This window comes from Ureibacillus sp. FSL K6-8385 (assembly GCF_038593155.1).
Lineage (GTDB): Bacteria > Bacillota > Bacilli > Bacillales_A > Planococcaceae > Ureibacillus > Ureibacillus terrenus.
On sequence record NZ_CP151968.1, the window covers coordinates 2,235,864 to 2,255,728 of the forward strand.

A 19,865-nucleotide genomic window follows, 5' to 3' on the forward strand; every position below is an offset into this window, starting at 1 on the left:
TATTGACAGCAATGTGCCTTTTGCTTTTTATGCAGGATTTCTTCACCGATTATCCGGCAAATGAAATTTTCATGTTAAAAGCCCGATTTTATGAAACAAGGAATATTTAAAAAGCAATGTTTACGTAATTGAAAATTTTTATATTTTCGCTTTAAAAACAATTGCTGATTAAGAAATAATTATGTATAATCTATTTCATTGCTTGATACTATTTTCAATTAAGGGGGTCATAATGAATTGGGTAAAGCATTGATTATCGGTGCTGGCGGTGTAGGTAGCGTTGTAGCGCACAAATGTGTACAAAATTCAGACGTGTTCGAGGAAATCATGATTGCCAGCCGTACAAAGGCGAAATGCGACGCTTTGAAAGAGAAGCTCGACGGCGGCAAAACGATTATCCACACTGCGCAAGTTGATGCGGACAACGTGGACGAACTCGTCGAATTAATCAATAGTTTCAAACCGGATGTAGTCATCAACGTTGCATTACCTTATCAAGATTTGACAATCATGGAAGCTTGTTTAGCTACAGGTGTTCATTACTTAGATACCGCTAACTATGAACCACCTGAAACAGCTAAATTTGAATATAAATGGCAATGGGCTTATAAAGAAAAATTTGAAAAAGCCGGTATCACGGCCGTATTGGGCTGCGGTTTCGACCCTGGAGTTACAGGCGTATTCACGGCTTATGCATTAAAACATCATTTCGATGAAATTCATTATATTGATATCTTGGACTGCAATGCCGGCGATCACGGATTGCCGTTTGCGACTAACTTTAACCCGGAAATCAACATTCGCGAAATTACATCCAACGGCCGATATTGGAAAGAAGGGAAATGGATCGAAACAAAACCTCTTGAATATAAGAGAGAATATAACTTCCCTGAAGTAGGTCCGAAAGATATTTACCTTCTTTACCATGAAGAATTGGAATCTTTGGCGAAAAACGTAAAAGGACTTAAACAAATCCGCTTCTGGATGACATTCTCCGAAAAATATCTGACTCACTTGCGGGTTCTTCAAAATGTCGGAATGACATCCATTGAGCCAATCGAATTCGAAGGGAAGAAAATCGTTCCTCTTCAATTCTTAAAAGCGGTTTTACCGGATCCAGGTTCACTTGGACCAAGAACAAAAGGCAAGACAAATATCGGTTGCATTTTCCGCGGCATAAAAGACGGAAAAGAAAAAACTTACTATCTATATAACGTTTGCGATCATGAAGAATGCTATCGCGAAGTGGGCAGCCAGGCGGTTTCTTATACAACAGGCGTTCCTGCGATGATCGGGGCAAGCCTCATTATCAAAGGAATTTGGAGAAGACCGGGGGTTTGGAACGTAGAAGAATTCGATCCGGATCCATTCATGGAAGAATTGAACAAATGGGGCCTTCCATGGAAAGAAAGCTTCGATCCAGAATTGCTTGATTTAGACCTTGAAAATAGTGAGGTAAAATAATGAAAGCAATCGACTGGAAAAGTGTACCATCTCCAAGTTATGTTGTTGATGAACGTTTATTAAAACGGAATCTGGAGATATTGGATTCCGTCCAACAGCGTACAGGCTGCGATATATTGCTTGCGCTAAAAGGTTTTTCCATGTTTTCCACATTTCCTTTAGTGAGCAAATATTTGAAGGGGGTTACGGCAAGTTCCCTTTTTGAAGCCCGCTTAGGATACGAGGAATTTGGAAAAGAAGTGCATGCCTACTCACCAGCCTACGCTGAACATGAAATCGATGAATATTTGAAATATATCGACCATATCGTATTCAACTCTTTCAATCAATTAAATAAATATAAACAAAAGATTCAACAACTGGACAAGCACGTTTCCATCGGTTTGAGAGTGAACCCTGGTTATTCCGAAGTGGAAACGGCACTTTATGACCCTTGTGCATTGAATTCCCGTTTAGGAATTCCTTTCGATCAATTCCGTCCGGATGAATTGGACGGCGTTGAGGGTCTTCACTTCCATGCGATGTGTGAACAAAATTCCGACGTGCTTGAACGGATCCTTCCTCATTTTGAAGAAAAGTATGGCAAGTACTTGCATCAAATGAAATGGGTCAACTTCGGCGGCGGACATCATATTACCCGCCCGGATTATGACATCGACAAACTGGTCGATCTCATCAACTATATTAAAAATAAATATGATGTCCAAGTCATTCTCGAACCAGGTGAAGCCATTGCTCTCAATACAGGCTACCTTGTGGCAACCGTGCTGGATATTGTCAAAAACGGGATGGAGATCGCCATTCTCGACACTTCCGCCACATGTCATATGCCGGATGTACTTGAGATGCCTTATCGTCCGCAAATTATCGGGGCAAGTACCCCTAATGATAAACCTTACACATACCGTCTCGGTGGAATGACATGCCTTGCTGGAGATGTGATCGGCGACTATTCTTTCGATGAACCGCTAAAACCTGGGGACAAAATTGTATTTACAGACATGGCCCATTACACAATGGTGAAAAACCATATGTTCAATGGTGTCAACTTGCCAAGCATCTGTTTATACAACGATGAAGAAGGAATTAAAGTCGTAAGACAATTTAAATACGAAGATTATCGCAATCGCTTATCTTAAACAGTCAAAGCGCCAATTCGGACCGGTTTCCGATTGGCGCTTTTTTATAGAAAAATCTATGAAACTTTAAAACCCCGGTGACCTGTGCATCCAAAAAGATGCACCTCACCGGGGTTTACCGCTTACTAACCACCATTATCGTTGCATAAACAGTTTCGGCTACAAGCCGGGCCGAAAGATTGTTTAGACTCCCTCCTTTGCAATAGAGTGAGCGTTTACTTTTCGACCAACTCCTTTGCGATTAAGTTAAGATTAATATATCACAAAGATTCATTATTGTAAATATTCTGAATAATCGAAAATAAAATCGGTATGAAATGCCTATACTTTTACAGAAAAATACTTTTTTACATGATTGCATATTTGGCGATTTTCCGTTATGATGACCTAGATGAAAGAGGTGGAAATGTGAAAGCGATTTATGACAAAAATAAGCAGGTGCAATATTTGAAAGAACGCCTGGAGATTTTCCTTGAAGTTTTGGAAGCGATTGATGAAGAAACTGCCGATCTTGAAGACATTGATCGCCTCATCCAAATGATAGACGATATTGAAGAGAAATTGGAGCAGTTTAAACATCGGTATGAAGAAGAATAAAGGTTGTTTACATAATCAGTGAAGGGTTTTCCTTCACTGATTTTTTTGTATGTGCGGATTTAATTTCCTTTTTTTATTTCAAGATTACATGTCCCCCCTTCCCCTGCATATCCCCCGTTTATTTAATAAATTATTTTTTTTCGTTAATTAAATATTTCTATTGATGATTTTACCGGCAACATATTGTCAATGCTCAATTTCGCATGTTAACATTCCAATAATCCCAATTGTAATAGTAGGTTATAAAATGATTTGGATTGGAGGAGATTAGATGAGTCAGGCAGTTACAAATAAAATTAAAAAGTCCATTACCGAGTTGGTCGGTCGGACCCCATTATTGCAACTTGTCAATTATGAAAAACAAAACCAATTGGAAGCGGAACTCATCGTAAAACTAGAATATTTTAACCCTGTCAATAGTGTAAAAGATCGCATTGCCAAATCCATGATTGAAGATGCAGAAGCAAAGGGTTTGTTAAAAAAGGGCGATACCATTGTGGAAACAACGAGCGGAAATACCGGCATCGGCGTTGCTGCCATTGCAGCTGCCAAAGGTTATAAATTCCGCGTCTACATCCAGGACAATGTCAGCATTGAACGGACGAAAGTCATACGTGCCTTTGGCGGTGAAGTCATCCCATTCTCGGAAGTCCCTGCCCTTGCAAAAGCAATGGAAGAAACTGACGGCGATTTTGTAGAAGCAATCAATGTATTAAAAAATGAAGTCCTTTCAAAAGAAGAAAACATTCTGTTTTTAAATCAGCTGGAAAATGAAGCGAATCCAAGAATCCATAAAGAAACGACAGGTCCTGAAATATGGGAGGATACGGATGGGCAAATCGATATTTTTGTTGCAGCCGTTGGTACGGGGGGAACCATTAGCGGTGTTGGGGAATTCTTGAAAAATAAAAATCCGAATATTCAAATTGTTGCAGTGGAACCCGGTTTGAATTCCATTGCAACCCCTGAAAATCCGGATATTCCTGAAATCACAGGTGTACACCGGTTCTCGGATGTTGAAGAAAAAAGAGTTCCTGCCAACGTAAACAAAAATGTCATCGATGAATTCATTTCTGTCGAAACATACGAAGCAAATGAAGCGGCACGGGCAGTGGCCAAATCTGATGGAATTCTTGTCGGTACTTCTTCAGGTGCTGCCATTTGGGCTGCCACGCAATTGGCCAAACGACCTGAAAACAAAGGAAAACGCATCATTGCAGTCCTTCCTGACACGGGCTTGCGTTACTTATCCACCGATTTATTTGAATAATTGTTTATTAGAATTACAAATTTTAGTAAAGGAGTTTTGAACTTGAGGAAAAATTGGTATTTCATTTTAGTTTCGGTTCTGACTTTAATCATTTTGGCAGCATGCAGCAACGGAGAAGCATCAAACGGGAATGAAAACGCGAAGAATGACCCATCAAAAAAAGAAGTGACAGTATTAAAAGTTGGCGCTTCTTCAGTTCCCCATGCGGAAATATTGGAACACTTGGCACCGGATCTGGAGAAGGAAGGCATTAAACTCCAAATAGAAGTGTTCAATGATGGTGTCCGAACAAACCAGGCAACAGCGGAAGGCCAATTGGATTTCAACTATTTTCAGCATACCCCATATTTGAATCAAGCCATTAAACAATCCGGTTTGGAGCTGGTTAGTGTTGGCGGTGTGCATATTGAACCTTTCGGAGTGTATTCCAAAAAATATAAAAGCATTGATGAATTGCCTCAAGGGGCAAAAGTGGCCATCCCTCAGGACGTGGTAAATTTTTCACGCGCATTGGAACTGTTCGCTTCTAACGGAATTATCGAACTTGATCCAAATAAAGAAGGCAATTACACCGTTGAAGACATTATAAAAAACGACAAAAAAATAGAATTTATCGGTGTTGATGGTCCATTGTTAAACCGCGCATTGGAAGATGTCGATGCTGCCGCAATTAATACGAACTACGCATTGGAAGGCGGCTTAAATCCAAAAGAAGACGCCCTTATTATTGAAGGGCCGGATTCGCCGTATGTCAATATTGTGGTGACAGCGAAAGGCCGGGAAAATGATGAAAACATAAAAACGGTTGTGAAATGGTTAACAAGTGAAAAAGCCCGGAAATATATTGAATCGAAATATGATGGGGCCGTTGTTCCGACATTTTAAAGAAAGTGGGTGAATCATTTGATCGAGTTTATCGATACTTCCAAAGTATACCGTTCAGACGGAAAGGAAATTAAGGCATTGGATCAGATCAATTTAAAAATTAATAAAGGGGATATTTTCGGGGTCATCGGATTCAGCGGTGCCGGAAAAAGCACTTTACTTCGCACCGTGAATTTATTGGAAACCCCGACAAGCGGGAAAGTTCTGGTCGATGGTGTTGATTTAACAACCTATTCCGCCCAGGAATTGAGGGAGAAAAAGAAAGAAATCGGGATGATTTTCCAACATTTTAATCTCCTGAATTCCAAAACCGTATTTGAAAATGTTGCAATGCCCCTTCTGCTTAGCAAGGTGCCAAAAAATGAAATCCGGCAACGGGTAATGGAAGTTTTACGCTACATTGGACTTGAAGATCGTTCCAATGCTTATATCCATCAACTTTCCGGCGGTCAAAAGCAGCGGGTTGGGATAGCCAGAGCTCTGGTCACAAATCCAAAAATATTGTTATGCGATGAACCGACCTCTGCCCTCGATCCCCAAACAACAAAATCTATTTTAAATCTATTGAAAAAAGTGAATGTTGAATACAATATCACAATCTTGCTGATCACTCATGAAATGGAAGTCATCCGCGAGATTTGCAACAAAGTAGCGGTCATGGAAAATGGACGCGTTATTGAAACGGGAAATGTACTGGAAATCTTCTCAAATCCAAAGGAGAAAACAACGAAAAACTTTGTTCAATCCGTCGTGCGCGATGAAATTCCGGAATTCATTATAAAAATGCTTCAGGATGACAATCCTTCAAAACGCATTTTCAAACTGAAGTTTATCGGAGAAAATGTTGGTCAATCGATTGTCTCTGAAGTGGCAAAAAAATTCAAAGTGGATGTCAACGTATTATTTGGAAATATCATTGAATTGCAAGAGATCCCCTTCGGCAATTTAATTATCGAAATTAAGGGGGATCATCGTGAGTGCGAAAGAGCAATTCAATATATCCGTTTGAAAGATATCCAAATTGAAGAGGTGGCTGCAAATGGAAGTGAGTTACGAAATTATTCTCAACGCAATTTTGGAAACCTTATATATGGTTAGCATCAGCTTGTTCTTCGGCGCCATTTTAGGATTTGCTTTAGGCATTATCCTCGTAGTGACCAGAAAAGGACACATTTTAGAAAATAAATGGATATTTGGGATCATTAATCCCATCGTCAATATATTCCGTTCAATTCCTTTTATTATTTTGCTGGTCCTGCTGATCCCGTTGACCCGGCTCATTGTTGGCACAGCCATCGGAACGACTGCGGCAATTGTTCCTCTTGTTTTTCATATAGGTCCATATATTTCCAGATTAATTGAAAATTCATTATTGGAAGTTGATGATGGAATCATTGAAGCCGCAAAAGCCATGGGAGCAACTCCCTTTCAAATTATTCGCAAGTTTTTAATTCCGGAAGCTTTCCCTTCCCTCGTTTTAAGTGTAACAACAGCGACAATCGGGTTAATTGGAGCAACTGCGATGGCAGGAGCAGTTGGCGGAGGCGGCTTGGGCGATGTGGCCATCACCTATGGTTATCAGCGTTTTGACGAAATGACGACTTTGGTTACGGTAATCATCCTTGTCGTATTTGTACAAATCATCCAAATGATTGGCCATAAATTGGAACATCATTTTAGACGAGTTTCTTAATTGTTGAAGAGGTGTTTCGAATGAAAAAACTTAGTATTTTAATAGGTTTAATATTATTAATATTTGTATCGGCGGCATGCAATGAAAAAACGGATGCTGAAAACAATCATGTAAAAGTTGGAATTCGCAGTTCAGAGATTAAAACTTGGGAATTCATAAAAGAAAAAGCGAAAGAGGAAGGCATTGACCTTGAATTAGTCACTTTTTCCGCACAAGTGGACCCGAATCAGGCGCTGGCGGACGGGGATATTGACATCAACGCTTTCCAACACGTTGCATATTTGGATACTTTTAATACCCAAAATCATACAGATATTCAACCAATCGGAACAACGATTATTGCACCGATCGGATTGTATTCCAATAAATTTGATTCCATAGATGATATTAAAGCAGGATCCAAAATCGCCGTACCAAATGATCCGTCCAACTGGGGCCGGGCTCTCATGCTTCTCCAGGAATATGGACTGATCACCTTGACGGATGATTTCGACGGCAGGGGCGGAGTCGACAAAATTAAAGAGAATCCGAAAAACTTGGAAATTATCCCTGTTGATGGTGCAACAACCCCGCGTGTGATGGAAGATACGGATTTTGCCATCATCAACAACGGAATAGCCCTTGAAGCCGGTTTATATTTGAGCGATGCAATCATCCATGAAAGTGAAACGGCAAAACCGTTTATCAATGTAATCGCTGCGAGAAATGAAGATAAAGATCATCCATTGTATAAAAAAATCGTTGAAATTTACCAGAGTGAAGAAGTATCCCAATTTATTAAGAAAAACTATAAAGGCAACTTCATCCCTGTTCAATTATCCCTGGAAGAATTGGCAACCTGGAAAGAAGCTTATTCTTCAAAAAAATAATATTTTAGGAGGAACGTCGAATGGTAAAAAAACGTGAAATGAAACTTTCGTTGTATTTAATCGGCGCCGGCATGCATGTGGCTGCATGGCGCCATCCGGAAGCGCAGGCCAATGCCAGCATTGATATCAAAGCCCTGCAAAAATCAGCTCAAATCGCGGAGAAAGGAAAATTTGATATCGTCTTCATTGCGGATAGTCTGGCCATAAACCATGAATCTCACCCGCATATATTAAACCGCTTTGACCCTATTATTCAAATAACAGCCCTCGCTGCTGCCACTGAAAAAATCGGTCTTGGAGCAACCGCTTCGACGACTTATAGCCAGCCTTACCGATTGGCAAGACAATTGCTTTCCGTTGATCATATCAGCGGTGGCCGGGTTGCATGGAATCTAGTGACAACTTCTGATGCCACCGGCCAAACAGCTTTGAACTTTAGCCGTGAAAAACATGTGGAACATGACAAACGCTATGAAATCGCAGAAGAATTTGCCGACGTCATTTTAGGTTTATGGGATTCCTGGGAAGACGATGCCTTTATATACGATAAAGAAAACGGCATTTTCTACGACCAATCAAAAGTGCATGAAATCAATTACAAAGGTCAGTATTTCCAAGTAAAAGGTCCGTTAAATATCGCCCGCTCCCCTCAAGGATATCCTGTCATTGTTGTTGCCGGTTCTTCAAAACCCGGCCAGAAATTAGCAGCCCGTGTGGCAAATGCGGTTTTTGTCCATTGGGATAATATCGAAAGAGCAAAGGAACATTATAGAACATTGAAAGCCCAGTTGGCTCAACATAACCGTTCCGAGGATGAGCTCATTGTGTTCCATGGAATCTCCCCGATCGTTGCCGACACGGAAGAAGAAGCCATTCGCCGATACAATGAATTGCAGGAATTGGTCGATCCTTATGAAGCGTTGAAATTTGTTTCAGGATATATGGGAAATGTGGATTTTTCAAAGTATTCACTGGATACGCCGGCCATTGAAGTCGAATTCCCTCCTGTAAACAGCATTCAAAGTAATTTCAATGAACTTTATGAAATTATTAAACGGGAAAATTTGAAAGTGGGAGAATTATACACCCGGCTCTTTAATGCGGCGAAGAAGGATGCATTTGTTGGGACACCTGAAAAAGTCGCGGATGAAATGGAACGTTGGTTTAATGAAAAAGCCTGCGACGGATTTATGCTGCAATTCCCATTGCTTCCCCGCGATTTGGAAGCTTTTGTCGAAAAAGTTGTACCGATTTTACAAGAGCGTGGGTTATTCAGAAAAGACTACACCGGTTCCACATTGCGGGAACATTTAGGTTTGCAAATACCTGAAAATCAATTTGCAAAATCAAAGGTGGCTTCATCATGACAGATATTTTTATTCGCAATGAACGTGAACAACAATTAGTGGATTATGCAAAAAAATTGGCTTCGGAAATTGGTAAAACCGCCGCTTATTACGACAAAACCGGCGAATTTCCTTTTGAACATTTTAAAATTTTACAGGATGCGGGCTATCTTAAATTAACGATTCCTAAAAAGTATGGTGGAGATGAAATTTCCCTTTATGAAATGTTGCTTGTCCAGGAACAGCTTGCCAAAGGGGATGCCTCCACCGCTTTGGGGGTCGGCTGGAACTTGTTAACATTCCTGAACGTCCGGGAAACGAAATCTTGGCCGGAATCCGTCTTCGCTGAATTGTGCCGTAAAACAGTGGAAGAAGGTTCATTATTAAACATCATTAATACGGAACGGGGAAAAGGAAATCTTTCCCGAGGCGCTACTCCAGGTACGATTGCCAAAAAGGTGCCTGGAGGATATATCATTTCAGGTGAAAAATCTTATGCTTCCCTGGCTCCTATATTAAAACAGTTTATGACCATCGCTTATTTGGAAGATGAAGGCATTACCGCTGAATTTTTAATTACGGTCAATGATCGGGTGGAAATTAAGGAAACTTGGGATTATTTAGGAATGCGGGCTACAGGGAGTCATGACATCATCTTTCATGATGTGTTCGTACCGGAAGAAGCGCTGCTTTATCGTCAAAAACCGAATGAAACCAACCGTTTTCTTGCTCATGGCCGCGTTTATTCTTTGGAAATCCCTGCCGTTTATTTAGGGATAGCCGGTGCCGCAAGGGACTATGCTTATGAATTCGCCAAAAACACATACTCCCACAGTTTGGGAAACACCATTAACCACGCTGCCCATGTCCAACAAAATGCGGGAGAAATCGAAGTGCTATATCATTCTTCAAGAAGAATTTTATACAGCCTTGCCGCACAAGTCGAATACGAACCGGAGAAGCGGGACTTGCTTGCCAATGAAGTGAATATTGCCAAATATTTAATTTGCAATAATGCTATTGAAATTGTTTCAAAAGCGATGAAAATCGTTGGCGGCAGAAGTTTATCGAAAACGAATCCGTTGGAACGGCTTTTCCGGGATGTTCAATGCGGATCCTATAACCCTCCGTTGGATGACGTGGTGATTTCACAACTGTCAAAAGCGGTTTTATTTGATGTGAAACAAGAGGTCTTTCAACTATAACGAAACAGACGCCTTCATGGCTGTGCTGACCTTTTTTACACCACATAAATCAACGCTGTGTCCCTTCCTCTTTTGTTGCATCAAAATGAAGAAAAGAGCCTGTCCATTTTTTTGGATAGGCTCTTTTTGATTTATTGATAGAGACCGCAACAAACGGGGAAACTGTTTGTTGCAGTCGATAAGGGGGAAAACCTTATATCATTTTAATTGATTGTTTCCTTTATAATTTGTATTTGAAAGCTTTCACTAAAAAATTATTTTTCTGAAAATCCTTTCTTTCATCCCGGACAAAACCAAATCTTATATATAGTTTGATTGCAGCTTCCATCATATCCGTTGAGTGGAGATATAAATACTCATCCCCTCGCGCTCTGGCAAATTCCACACTTTTATCCAATAACTTTTTGGCAATTCCAAGCCCCCTTGCCTTAGGATGAATCCCCAATAACCGCACAATGGTGGAATCTATCTCCAATTCGGGCCGATTATAAGCATTCCCGGAACCGATAAAAAGCTGCAGACCGCCTAATATATCTTCACCTTTTTTCGCAACAAAAATTTCCGCGGAATGAGGATGGTTCACACTGTTCCGAATATCGGAAATATAATCCTGCCAGGCCTCTTTTGAAGGATAATGCTTTTCATATTGAGCATAACTTTCGACCAATACCTCTACATATCGTTCTTTGTCTTCTTCTTTCAGGCGATCAATCAACACATCTGTCACAAGTTGACCCAATGATTCCCACCCTGCCTTTCTTGCAAACTTGTCAAACCGCTAAACCTTTTTTTCTTGAAACTTGCTCCAAGGCAGCGATTAAATGCTCTAATCCCACTTCGGTTACTCCTTTATAGGTCCCGTTTTTACCTATTTCCACGACCGGTACATGACGAACGCCATATTTTGCTTCCAAAATTTCACGGAATTCATCCCGATTGGTTACATCAATCGTTTTATATGGAATCTCTTTGTCATCCAAATAACTTTTCACTTCATTGCAATAACTGCATCCTTGCTTTGACCAAACAATCACATCAAATGCGTTGCTCATTTCATTTTCCTCCTATTTAACAGTTGATATTTCTTTGAATAAATTGGTTGGACCCAACAATTCAAAAGACCGAAATCTTTCCTCTCTTTTCAAGACCGGTGTATGGAGAATAAATTCATCCACCTGATATTTCTGATGCAATTCATCCAATACCTTTTTCACCTGTTCCGGTTTCCCGTAAACCAATTTCGAATCTAAGACTTCGATTCGATATGGTTCTTCAGACTGATTTCCAAATTTCTCGGCTTGTTCTTTCTTTGTAAATGTATAAGTTCGGCCGCTTTCCAAATGCAATTTGATAATGTATGAATCTTTTGCGATGCTCTCAGCTTCTTTTTCATCTTCTGATGCAAAAACACCGATGCCCACGATCAATTTTCCTTCAGGATAAATCTCTCGATAAACTTCAGCAGACTTTTTCAAAACTTCTTCATCCGGCACAAAGAATCTTGCAAACACATAAGGAAGTTTCAAAGTTGCCGCAAGCGTTGCACTGCCAGGGCTTCCCCCCAATACAAAAATCGGAGGCTTCACTTTCGCCGTTGGGGTTGCTTTTACCCCATAAAGCGGATGGTTTTCCGGCAATGTATCATACAGAAAATCCTTTAAATCCCTTACCCGCTGATTAAAATCTTCACCGGTGTTTTGAGTTCCAAATTGTAAAGCTTTTGTCGCCAAAGGAAGGCCGCCTGGAGCTTTCCCGACCCCCAAATCTACACGGCCAGGCGCAAGAGCTGCCAACACCTGAAAATTTTCGGCGACTTTATAAGGGCTGTAATGGGTCAACATGACTCCGCCAGAACCGATTCGTATTTTTTCCGTTTTCGCCAATAAATAAGATACGAGGACTTCCGGTGATGAACCATGGACATCCTGACTATTATGATGCTCTGAAACCCAAAATCTTTCATATCCCAATTGTTCCGCGGTTTGTGCCAACCGCACCGTTTCCTGGAAAGCTTCCTCCGGTGCAGAATGTTCGATTACAGGGCTTTGATCTAAAATACTTAATTTGTACGCCATTTTTCCACCTCCATTTCAAACCTCAGTCTTTGTAAATCAAGTAATAGTGCCTATCCGTTTATAAGTTGGCAAGCTGTCTTTGTTTTGTGTAACGGTTTTCTTTAAAAGGAAGACCCAAATTTCCCCGTAATGTGTCCGCCTCATATTCTTTCCGGTATAATTCCCGTTCCTGCAGAATTGGTACAACTTTCTCCACAAAGTCTTCCAGCGCATTCGGGACCGCAACTGAAAACATAAATCCATCCGCCGCCTTTTCCACGAACCATTTTTCAATTAAATCCGCAACATCCTTTGGTGTACCAAAGAATACCGGTTTCGGTGTCGCTTCACGCAGCGCCACTTCCCTCAATGTCAATCCCTGCTCTTTCGCTTCTCTTTTAATGCGGTCGGTTGTGCTTTTGAATGCATTTGCCCCAATATCACCGATGTCCGGGAACGGCGCATCTACGTCATATTGGGAAAAATCATGATGATCGAAGTAACGTCCCAAATAGTCCAGCGCTTTTTCAATCGACACCAAATTTTTGACTTCATTATATTTCCGTTCCGCTTCTTCCACGGTATCTCCGATGATAGGGGCCAATGCCGGAAAAATCAGCACCTCATCCGGATTCCGTCCAACTTTTGCAACCTCTTCTTTCACTCGGCGATAAAAGTCCTTCGCTTCCTCTAATGCAGGATAATTTGTGAAAATCGCATCCGCTTCCTTTGCTGCAATCCGAATTCCGGCATCGGATGATCCCGCCTGAAAGATGACCGGCTGCCCCTGCCTTGAACGGGCAATATTCAATGGGCCGCTGACTTGGAAATATTTGCCTTTATGGTTTAATACGTGCAGTTTTTCCGGATCAAAGAATCGGTCATTTTCCACGTCCGCGATAAATGCATCATCTTCCCAGGAATCCCAAAGCCCTTTTACCACTTCCACAAACTCTTCGGCAATTTCATAACGGGTCGCATGATCGGGATGCTCTTCAATGGTTTTATTAAAATTTAATGCCGCCCCTTCCAAAGGGGTTGTCACAACATTCCAACCTGCACGTCCGTCGCTGATTTTATCCAATGAAGCGATTTGCCGCGCAACATTAAATGGTTGACTATAAGTGGTGGATACAGTGGCAACCAGGCCGACGTTTTTGGTTGCAGTTGCCAATGCGGAAAGGATTGTAACGGGTTCAAAACGGTTTAAAAAATGCGGAATTGATTTCTCGTTAATATAAAGACCATCGGCAATAAAAACTAAATCAAATTTCCCTTTTTCTGCTGTTTTGGCTTGTTGCACATAATACTCCAGACTGACGCTTTGATTGCTTCTGATTTCAGGATGCCGCCAAAGGGAAATATGTCCTCCGACTCCATGAATCAGCGCTCCAAAATGGATTTTTCTTGTCAACATTACTCCCTCCCTAATTTCTAGTATTTTTATTTGTTTTGTTATATTAACAACAATTTTTTCCTAATACAATACATTTACTAATTGATTTCTTGTAAGTACTGATTGAAAAAATTTATTAACTCTAACCGGCTAAAATTGAGCATAAAAAAAATACCATCCAGTAACGAATGGTATTAATTAACCGTCAACTTTTGATTATTGCTTTTAGATAAATGATTTAACACATTCACGGACAAATTCGAAAAATAATTTGCCGCTACAAGCAGCGCCTCTTCATTCAGTGTAAATGATGGATGATGCCAATCATGTTGCCCATCAACGCCTATCCATACAAAATAACCGGGAATCAATTCTTGATAATATGCAAAGTCTTCTCCTGCCGGGCTTTGTTCGGCTTCAACAACCGCATACCCCAACTCTTCCCCGGTCCGTTTGACGATTTCCGTAAAAAGCGGTGAATTATCGACACAAGTAACGGAAGGATACCAGTTAAATTTGGATGTGGCACCAAAAGCAGAAACAATTCCTTCTGTGATTTGCTTCATTAATTGCGGTATTTTCCCACGGGCTTCCTTTTGAAAAACCCTTACCGTTCCTTCCAAAATTGCATGGTCGGCAATGACGTTCCAAGTATTTCCGGCTTCCAATTTTGTTATACTCACTACCGCATTATCAAAAGCGCTTAAATTTCTGCTTACAATCGTTTGCAATGCGGAAATCAATTGCCCCGCCACAACGACCGCATCGATTGTATTGTTTGGAATTCCGGCATGACCGCCGACTCCATAAATTTCAATCTTAAACCAGCCATTAATGCTCCTTCACGTACCCCAACGGTTCCAACGGGAAGGTCCGGCTTATTATGCATTCCAAAAATCGCCGATACCCCATCCAACCCGCCTGCTTTTATAATCTGTTTTGCCCCTTCAGCAATTTCTTCTCCCGGCTGGAATATGACGCGGACCGTTCCTTTAAGCTCTTTTTTCTGCGCTGCAGTAAAATTGCCGCACCGATCATTGAAGCTGTATGAAAATCGTGGCCACATGCATGCATCACATTTTTTATTTTTGAAGCATAGGGCAAATTTGTTCTTTCCCCGATAGGCAGCGCATCGATATCACTGCGCAATGCGATGGTAGGCCCTTCTTCCTCTCCTTTGATTTCTGCGATTGCCCCGACTTCCAAACCTGCATCCAAAATTTTAATTTCTTCCTCTTCCAGCCATCTTTTGATTCTTTTGGTCGTTTCATATTCTTTCATTGAAATTTCGGGATACATATGCAACTCCCGGCGATATTCGATCAGTTGTTTCAATAGAGAATCATGCTCCGTCAATCCGCTTTTTTTCATACGCTTACCCCTCTTTTTTTCTTTGCTCTTTCATATTTGATTACACTAGACATTTAAAATTATTAAACCGGTCAATCGAACGTTGGATGCTGCTTTTCAAAATATTTACAACATCCGATTGAACATAGGATAAATAAACAGGTTGCGTGATCGTAAACAAATCCAGGGACTTCACAACAATCAACTCTTTCCTTTCAATTTCCTCTTTTATACTTATTAAAGGCAAAAACCCGATTCCTTGTTTGTTTTTGATCAATGATTTCGCCACTTCCAGTTGATCTACCTTAAATTCAACTTTTGGTTCTACATTTTCCAGTTCAAAAATTTTATAAATCAGATTCCAATCAAACGCCCCACATTCAAAAAATACGATGGGTTCCTTTGCAAGTTTCTTGATGGTCACCTCTTCTCCCAGTACATATGGATGTTCCGGGTAAACAACGAGTTGAATGGAATTGTCCAACGCCACTTCCTGAATGATATTGTCGTTTGAAAATGGCTTTGTGAAAGCAAAATCAATCTCATGATTCAGCAATTTCACAATCAGTTCTTCATTTGTTCCCGTGATAAATTTGAAATTGAAATCTGGATTTTCTTTTTTCCACAGAACGAGTGCATGGGGAATAAAATAGCTTGAAGTGATGAAATTCGCACCAAAAACGATTTCATTATGATCCCGTTTATTCCTTATATTGCTTTTTCCTTCGCGAAAAGTTTTCAGGATTTGTTGTGCATAAGGAATAAATTCTTTCCCTTGCTGATTTAAAATCAGTTGTTTTCCCTGTCGGATAAATAATTCTGTATTCAATTCCCTTTCCAGTGCTTTAATCCGTGCAGTAACGGTTGGTTGAGACAAATACAGAGCCTTCGATGCTTTATGAATACTTTTTAACTCCACAACATAAATAAACGCCTCCAATTGGTCCGTATTCAAAACACCAGCCCCTTTCCGGATTATTTTACTGACGGAATAAAGTAATCATGTCCTATGCCAAACCCAAAATTGACAAATAACAGGAAATTAAATTTACTAATCCAATAATTTTAGTAAGATATTAGGTGAAAATTTACTAATCATTCTTTTTTTATCATTTATCGAAAATTAAAACATATTATTCATAGTTGTCAACTATATTTTTTTGTTAGCGTAATTGAAATAATTTATCAGTTCAAAAAAATTTTCTATTATAATTGTAATCTGCCATTTACTTTTTATAATTGTAATCTGCCATTTACTTTTATATAACAGACTTTTAATAATAATTTTAAAAATGTATAATATTCTAGAATTGAATTTTTTTTGGGGGGAAAATAATATGTCAGTCGCAACTACATATTTGCAAACGTTGGAGAAAAGCCTTTATGATTTGATTTGCGAAACATCTACAAACTTGCCAAAAGATGTTCGCCGTGCCATCAAAAGAGCAAAAGAAGCTGAAAATGCAGGCACTCGGGCTGCCATGAGTTTGGCAACCATCACAAGAAATATCGTAATGGCGGAAGACAATGTATCACCAATTTGCCAAGACACAGGACTTCCAACATTTAAAGTAAAAACTCCTATTGGCGCAAACCAATTAGAAATCAAAGAAGCCATCCGCAATGCGGTTAAAAAAGCGACAGAAGATGCGAAACTCCGCCCAAACTCTGTTGACTCATTGACTGGTAAAAACAGCGGGGACAATCTTGGTGAAGGCGTTCCGGTTATCAAATTTGAACAATGGGAAAAAGACTACATTGAAGTAAAACTCATTTTAAAAGGCGGAGGCTGTGAAAACAAAAACGCCCAATACAGCTTGCCTTGCGAATTGGAAGGGCTTGGCCGCGCAGGCCGCGACCTTGACGGAATCCGCAAATGCATTCTTCATGCCGTTTGGAAAGCGCAAGGACAAGGCTGCTCTGCCGGATTTATCGGGGTTGGTATCGGTGGAGACCGCTCCGCAAGCTACGATCTGGCAAAAGACCAATTATTCCGCCATTTGGAAGATACAAATCCGATTCCTGAACTAGCAAAATTGGAAGAATATATCGTTGAAAAAGCCAATACACTTGGCGTCGGAACAATGGGCTTCGGCGGCGAAACGACATTATTGGGATGCAAAATCGGTGTAATGCACCGCATTCCTGCTTCCTTCTTCGTATCAGTCGCTTACAACTGCTGGGCATTCCGCCGCATGGCAGTTGACATTGATGCCAATACCGGAGAAATCATCAAATGGCACTATCAAGATGGCGAAAAAGTGACATTCCGCAATGAAGAAGAACAACAACCAACTGAAACTAAATCCGAAAGCCGCGTTATTGAGTTAAGAGCGCCGATTACTGAAGAACAAATTCGTCAGTTAAAAGTGGGCGACGTTGTAAAAATCAGCGGACGCATGTACACAGGCCGCGATGCCATCCACCATCACCTAATGACTCATGATTCACCGGTTGATTTGAACGGACAAATCATTTACCATTGCGGTCCTGTTATGGCAAAAGACGAAAATGGAAATTGGACTGTCAAAGCGGCTGGTCCTACAACATCCATCCGTGAAGAACCTTATCAAGGGGATATCATGAAGAAATTCGGTATCCGCGCAGTCATCGGTAAAGGCGGTATGGGCGCGAAAACATTGAAAGCATTGCAAGAGCACGGCGGCGTTTACTTGAACGCAATTGGCGGTGCAGCACAATATTATGCTGATTGCATTAAGAGCGTTGACGGTGTGGACTTCCTTGAGTTCGGTATTCCGGAAGCAATGTGGCACTTGACAGTGGAAGACTTCACTGCGGTTGTCACAATGGACTCCCACGGAAACTCTTTGCATGCTGACATTGAAAAATCTTCGCTCGAAAAATTATCTCAATACGCAGAAAGAGTATTTTAATTAACATTTTATTGCTTAAGCTGCCAAAAATCGGGTGAATCCGTTTTTTGGCAGCTTTTTTATATAAAGAAAACCGGGCATTCCCTTGGAAGGAATGTCCGGTTTCTTATTAAAAAACTTGAGCAGGATTCTATGATTAAACTAAAGATGTTCTTTCTGATGTATCATTAAATGTCTGTGCATCCAATTCCTTTGTTAAACGGCTTGATACGATTCCGGATACCATGGAGCCACTCACGTTCAACGCTGTACGCCCCATATCAATCAGCGGTTCCACTGAAATCAAAATACCAGCAAGAGCGATCGGCAAATTCATGGCCGATAATACAATGATTGCTGCAAACGTCGCACCGCCGCCTACACCTGCGACACCGAAAGAAATGATTGCAACGATTAGGATTAGAAGGTCAATAAAGCCTGGAGTGAACGGGTCGATTCCGACAGTCGGCGCAATCATGACAGCCAACATGGCCGGGTAGACCCCCGCACAACCATTTTGACCGATGGATAACCCAAAGGATCCCGCAAAGTTTGCAATCCCTTCAGGAACACCCAATCGTTTTGTTTGTGTTTGAAGATTCAACGGCAATGTGGCAGCACTTGAACGTGAAGTGAAGGCAAATAATAAAGTTTCTACCGCTTTTCTCGCGTAAATCAATGGATTTAGACCGGTTAACGACACAATAATTAAATGCACAATAAACATGGCAATCAACGCAACATAGGACGCAACGACAAATTTGCCCAAATCGGCGATTGCCCCAAAATCGCTAGTGGCAACCGTGCGGGCCATAAGTGCGACAACCCCGTATGGCGTTAATTGCAAGACGATTCGCACAACGCCCATGGTAAGGCCGTATAATGCATCAACACCCTTTTTGACTGTATTGGCCGTATCCTCATCTTTCCGTCGGAGCTGCAAATAGGCAAATCCTAAAAATGCGGCAAAAATAACAACAGCGATTGTTGAAGTGGAACGGGCCCCAGTCAAATCAAGGAACGGATTTGAAGGGAACATTTCCAAAATATGTTCCGGCAAAGTCTTGACACTTTCCGCTTTTTGCACTATTTCTTCTCCGCGTGCCGCTTCCTGTTCCCCCTGCACAATTTGTGACGCATCCAAATCAAACAATGCCGTCGATAAAATACCGAATGATGCGGCAATCGCCGTTGTGCCAATTAAAACTCCCAATATTAGAATCGCAATTTTACCCAAGTTTTTTCCGATTGTCACTTTCGTAAATGCCGCCAAAATGGAAATAAACACAAGCGGCATCGCAATCATTTGCAGCAACTTTACATAGCCATTTCCAATAATATTAAACCATGGCATTGTTTTCTCTATCGTTTCTGATCCGAATCCATAAATCCATTGCATCCCGATGCCGAATAAAACGCCAAGCGCCATTGCAATAAACACTCTATTGGAAAATTTTACGTGTTTTTTCCTTAAAAAAATATAAAAATGCCATTAACACCGCTAGCACGGTTATATTTAAGATAATTCCCATACAGCAACCTCCTTTTTTATGAACAAACCTAATAATACATCTTTATTCCTATTAGACAAGTAAGAATAATATATTTTAAATTTTCTTATTTTTATGTTTATTTCTTTACAAAGGGAATTTTATAGATTAGAATAATTATAAAATAATATAAATTTTAAATAATTGATATTTATTATCAATTGCAATAAAATT

The 19,865-nt window shown here is 40.6% G+C and carries 16 protein-coding genes and 2 pseudogenes; 11 read left to right on the plus strand and 7 right to left on the minus strand.

Features of this window, described 5'->3' with window-relative positions:
* The first annotated feature begins 237 nt into the window (after positions 1 to 237).
* The 10 genes from NST62_RS11110 (at position 238) to NST62_RS11155 (ending at position 10,468) form a co-directional block, all read left to right on the plus strand.
* Entirely contained in the window at positions 238 to 1,464 is a 1,227-nt protein-coding gene (locus NST62_RS11110) for a saccharopine dehydrogenase family protein (protein WP_141601827.1), read from the plus strand.
* A complete protein-coding gene (gene nspC / locus NST62_RS11115; RefSeq protein WP_141601828.1) occupies positions 1,464 to 2,603 on the plus strand; it encodes a carboxynorspermidine decarboxylase in 1,140 nt (379 codons plus the stop codon). Before NST62_RS11110 ends, nspC begins: the two co-directional genes overlap by 1 nt.
* Positions 2,604 to 3,011: 408 nt before the next feature.
* Positions 3,012 to 3,200, plus strand: a complete 189-nt coding sequence (locus tag NST62_RS11120) for an SE1561 family protein (RefSeq protein WP_141601829.1) — start codon at positions 3,012 to 3,014, stop codon at positions 3,198 to 3,200.
* A gap of 271 nt (positions 3,201 to 3,471) precedes the next feature.
* Positions 3,472 to 4,470 carry a cysteine synthase family protein gene (locus NST62_RS11125; protein WP_141601830.1) on the plus strand — a complete coding sequence of 333 codons (999 nt, stop codon included), beginning with the start codon at positions 3,472 to 3,474 and terminating at the stop codon, positions 4,468 to 4,470.
* Positions 4,471 to 4,512: 42 nt separating this feature from the next.
* The gene (locus NST62_RS11130) at positions 4,513 to 5,355 is read left to right on the plus strand and encodes a MetQ/NlpA family ABC transporter substrate-binding protein (RefSeq protein WP_342462899.1); all 843 of its coding nucleotides are present in this window, start codon (positions 4,513 to 4,515) and stop codon (positions 5,353 to 5,355) included.
* 18 nt (positions 5,356 to 5,373) lie between these two features.
* Entirely contained in the window at positions 5,374 to 6,453 is a 1,080-nt protein-coding gene (locus NST62_RS11135; RefSeq protein ID WP_141601832.1) for a methionine ABC transporter ATP-binding protein, read from the plus strand.
* The gene (locus tag NST62_RS11140) at positions 6,395 to 7,048 is read left to right on the plus strand and encodes a methionine ABC transporter permease (protein ID WP_141601833.1); all 654 of its coding nucleotides are present in this window, start codon (positions 6,395 to 6,397) and stop codon (positions 7,046 to 7,048) included. The genes NST62_RS11135 and NST62_RS11140 overlap by 59 nt, the downstream gene beginning before the upstream one ends.
* 20 nt (positions 7,049 to 7,068) lie before the next feature.
* A complete protein-coding gene (locus NST62_RS11145; protein WP_141601834.1) occupies positions 7,069 to 7,917 on the plus strand; it encodes a MetQ/NlpA family ABC transporter substrate-binding protein in 849 nt (282 codons plus the stop codon).
* Positions 7,918 to 7,937: 20 nt separating this feature from the next.
* Complete coding sequence (locus NST62_RS11150; protein ID WP_328215879.1) at positions 7,938 to 9,284, plus strand: LLM class flavin-dependent oxidoreductase; 1,347 nt, start codon at positions 7,938 to 7,940, stop codon at positions 9,282 to 9,284.
* A complete protein-coding gene (locus NST62_RS11155) occupies positions 9,281 to 10,468 on the plus strand; it encodes an acyl-CoA dehydrogenase family protein (RefSeq protein WP_328215878.1) in 1,188 nt (395 codons plus the stop codon). Before NST62_RS11150 ends, NST62_RS11155 begins: the two co-directional genes overlap by 4 nt.
* Before the next feature lie 220 nt (positions 10,469 to 10,688).
* Here NST62_RS11155 and NST62_RS11160 read toward each other — a convergent pair whose 3' ends face one another.
* The 6 genes and pseudogenes from NST62_RS11160 to NST62_RS11185 form a co-directional block, all read right to left on the minus strand.
* Positions 10,689 to 11,207, minus strand: a complete 519-nt coding sequence (locus NST62_RS11160) for a GNAT family N-acetyltransferase (RefSeq protein WP_328215877.1) — start codon at positions 11,205 to 11,207, stop codon at positions 10,689 to 10,691.
* A 31-nt stretch (positions 11,208 to 11,238) separates the two neighbouring features.
* The gene (locus NST62_RS11165; protein WP_141601837.1) at positions 11,239 to 11,520 is read right to left on the minus strand and encodes a glutaredoxin family protein; all 282 of its coding nucleotides are present in this window, start codon (positions 11,518 to 11,520) and stop codon (positions 11,239 to 11,241) included.
* Between the two features lie 12 nt (positions 11,521 to 11,532).
* Positions 11,533 to 12,543 (minus strand): LLM class flavin-dependent oxidoreductase, encoded by a 1,011-nt coding sequence (locus tag NST62_RS11170; protein ID WP_141601838.1) that lies wholly within the window; start codon positions 12,541 to 12,543, stop codon positions 11,533 to 11,535.
* Between the two features lie 58 nt (positions 12,544 to 12,601).
* A complete protein-coding gene (locus tag NST62_RS11175) occupies positions 12,602 to 13,939 on the minus strand; it encodes an LLM class flavin-dependent oxidoreductase (RefSeq protein ID WP_342462900.1) in 1,338 nt (445 codons plus the stop codon).
* 173 nt (positions 13,940 to 14,112) lie between these two features.
* Positions 14,113 to 15,289 (minus strand): annotated as a pseudogene (locus tag NST62_RS11180) (amidohydrolase).
* 40 nt (positions 15,290 to 15,329) lie between these two features.
* The gene (locus NST62_RS11185; RefSeq protein WP_141601841.1) at positions 15,330 to 16,223 is read right to left on the minus strand and encodes a LysR family transcriptional regulator; all 894 of its coding nucleotides are present in this window, start codon (positions 16,221 to 16,223) and stop codon (positions 15,330 to 15,332) included.
* A 382-nt stretch (positions 16,224 to 16,605) separates the two neighbouring features.
* On the opposite strand from NST62_RS11185, the gene NST62_RS11190 reads away from it, so the two are divergent.
* Complete coding sequence (locus tag NST62_RS11190) at positions 16,606 to 18,162, plus strand: fumarate hydratase (RefSeq protein ID WP_141601842.1); 1,557 nt, start codon at positions 16,606 to 16,608, stop codon at positions 18,160 to 18,162.
* Between the two features lie 136 nt (positions 18,163 to 18,298).
* Here NST62_RS11190 and NST62_RS11195 read toward each other — a convergent pair.
* Positions 18,299 to 19,673, minus strand: a pseudogene (locus NST62_RS11195) (L-cystine transporter).
* Positions 19,674 to 19,865 lie beyond the last annotated feature (192 nt).

What these genes read in the sequence shown, in the direction of transcription:
- nspC (WP_141601828.1), top strand. Translation starts at nt 1,464, where the DNA reads ATGAAAGCAATCGACTGGAAAAGTGTACCATCTCCAAGTTATGTTGTT.
- NST62_RS11175 (WP_342462900.1), bottom strand. Translation starts at nt 13,939, where the DNA reads ATGTTGACAAGAAAAATCCATTTTGGAGCGCTGATTCATGGAGTCGGA.
- NST62_RS11150 (WP_328215879.1), top strand. Translation starts at nt 7,938, where the DNA reads ATGGTAAAAAAACGTGAAATGAAACTTTCGTTGTATTTAATCGGCGCC.
- NST62_RS11145 (WP_141601834.1), top strand. Translation starts at nt 7,069, where the DNA reads ATGAAAAAACTTAGTATTTTAATAGGTTTAATATTATTAATATTTGTA.
- NST62_RS11165 (WP_141601837.1), bottom strand. Translation starts at nt 11,520, where the DNA reads ATGAGCAACGCATTTGATGTGATTGTTTGGTCAAAGCAAGGATGCAGT.
- NST62_RS11140 (WP_141601833.1), top strand. Translation starts at nt 6,395, where the DNA reads ATGGAAGTGAGTTACGAAATTATTCTCAACGCAATTTTGGAAACCTTA.
- NST62_RS11170 (WP_141601838.1), bottom strand. Translation starts at nt 12,543, where the DNA reads ATGGCGTACAAATTAAGTATTTTAGATCAAAGCCCTGTAATCGAACAT.
- NST62_RS11190 (WP_141601842.1), top strand. Translation starts at nt 16,606, where the DNA reads ATGTCAGTCGCAACTACATATTTGCAAACGTTGGAGAAAAGCCTTTAT.
- NST62_RS11155 (WP_328215878.1), top strand. Translation starts at nt 9,281, where the DNA reads ATGACAGATATTTTTATTCGCAATGAACGTGAACAACAATTAGTGGAT.
- NST62_RS11125 (WP_141601830.1), top strand. Translation starts at nt 3,472, where the DNA reads ATGAGTCAGGCAGTTACAAATAAAATTAAAAAGTCCATTACCGAGTTG.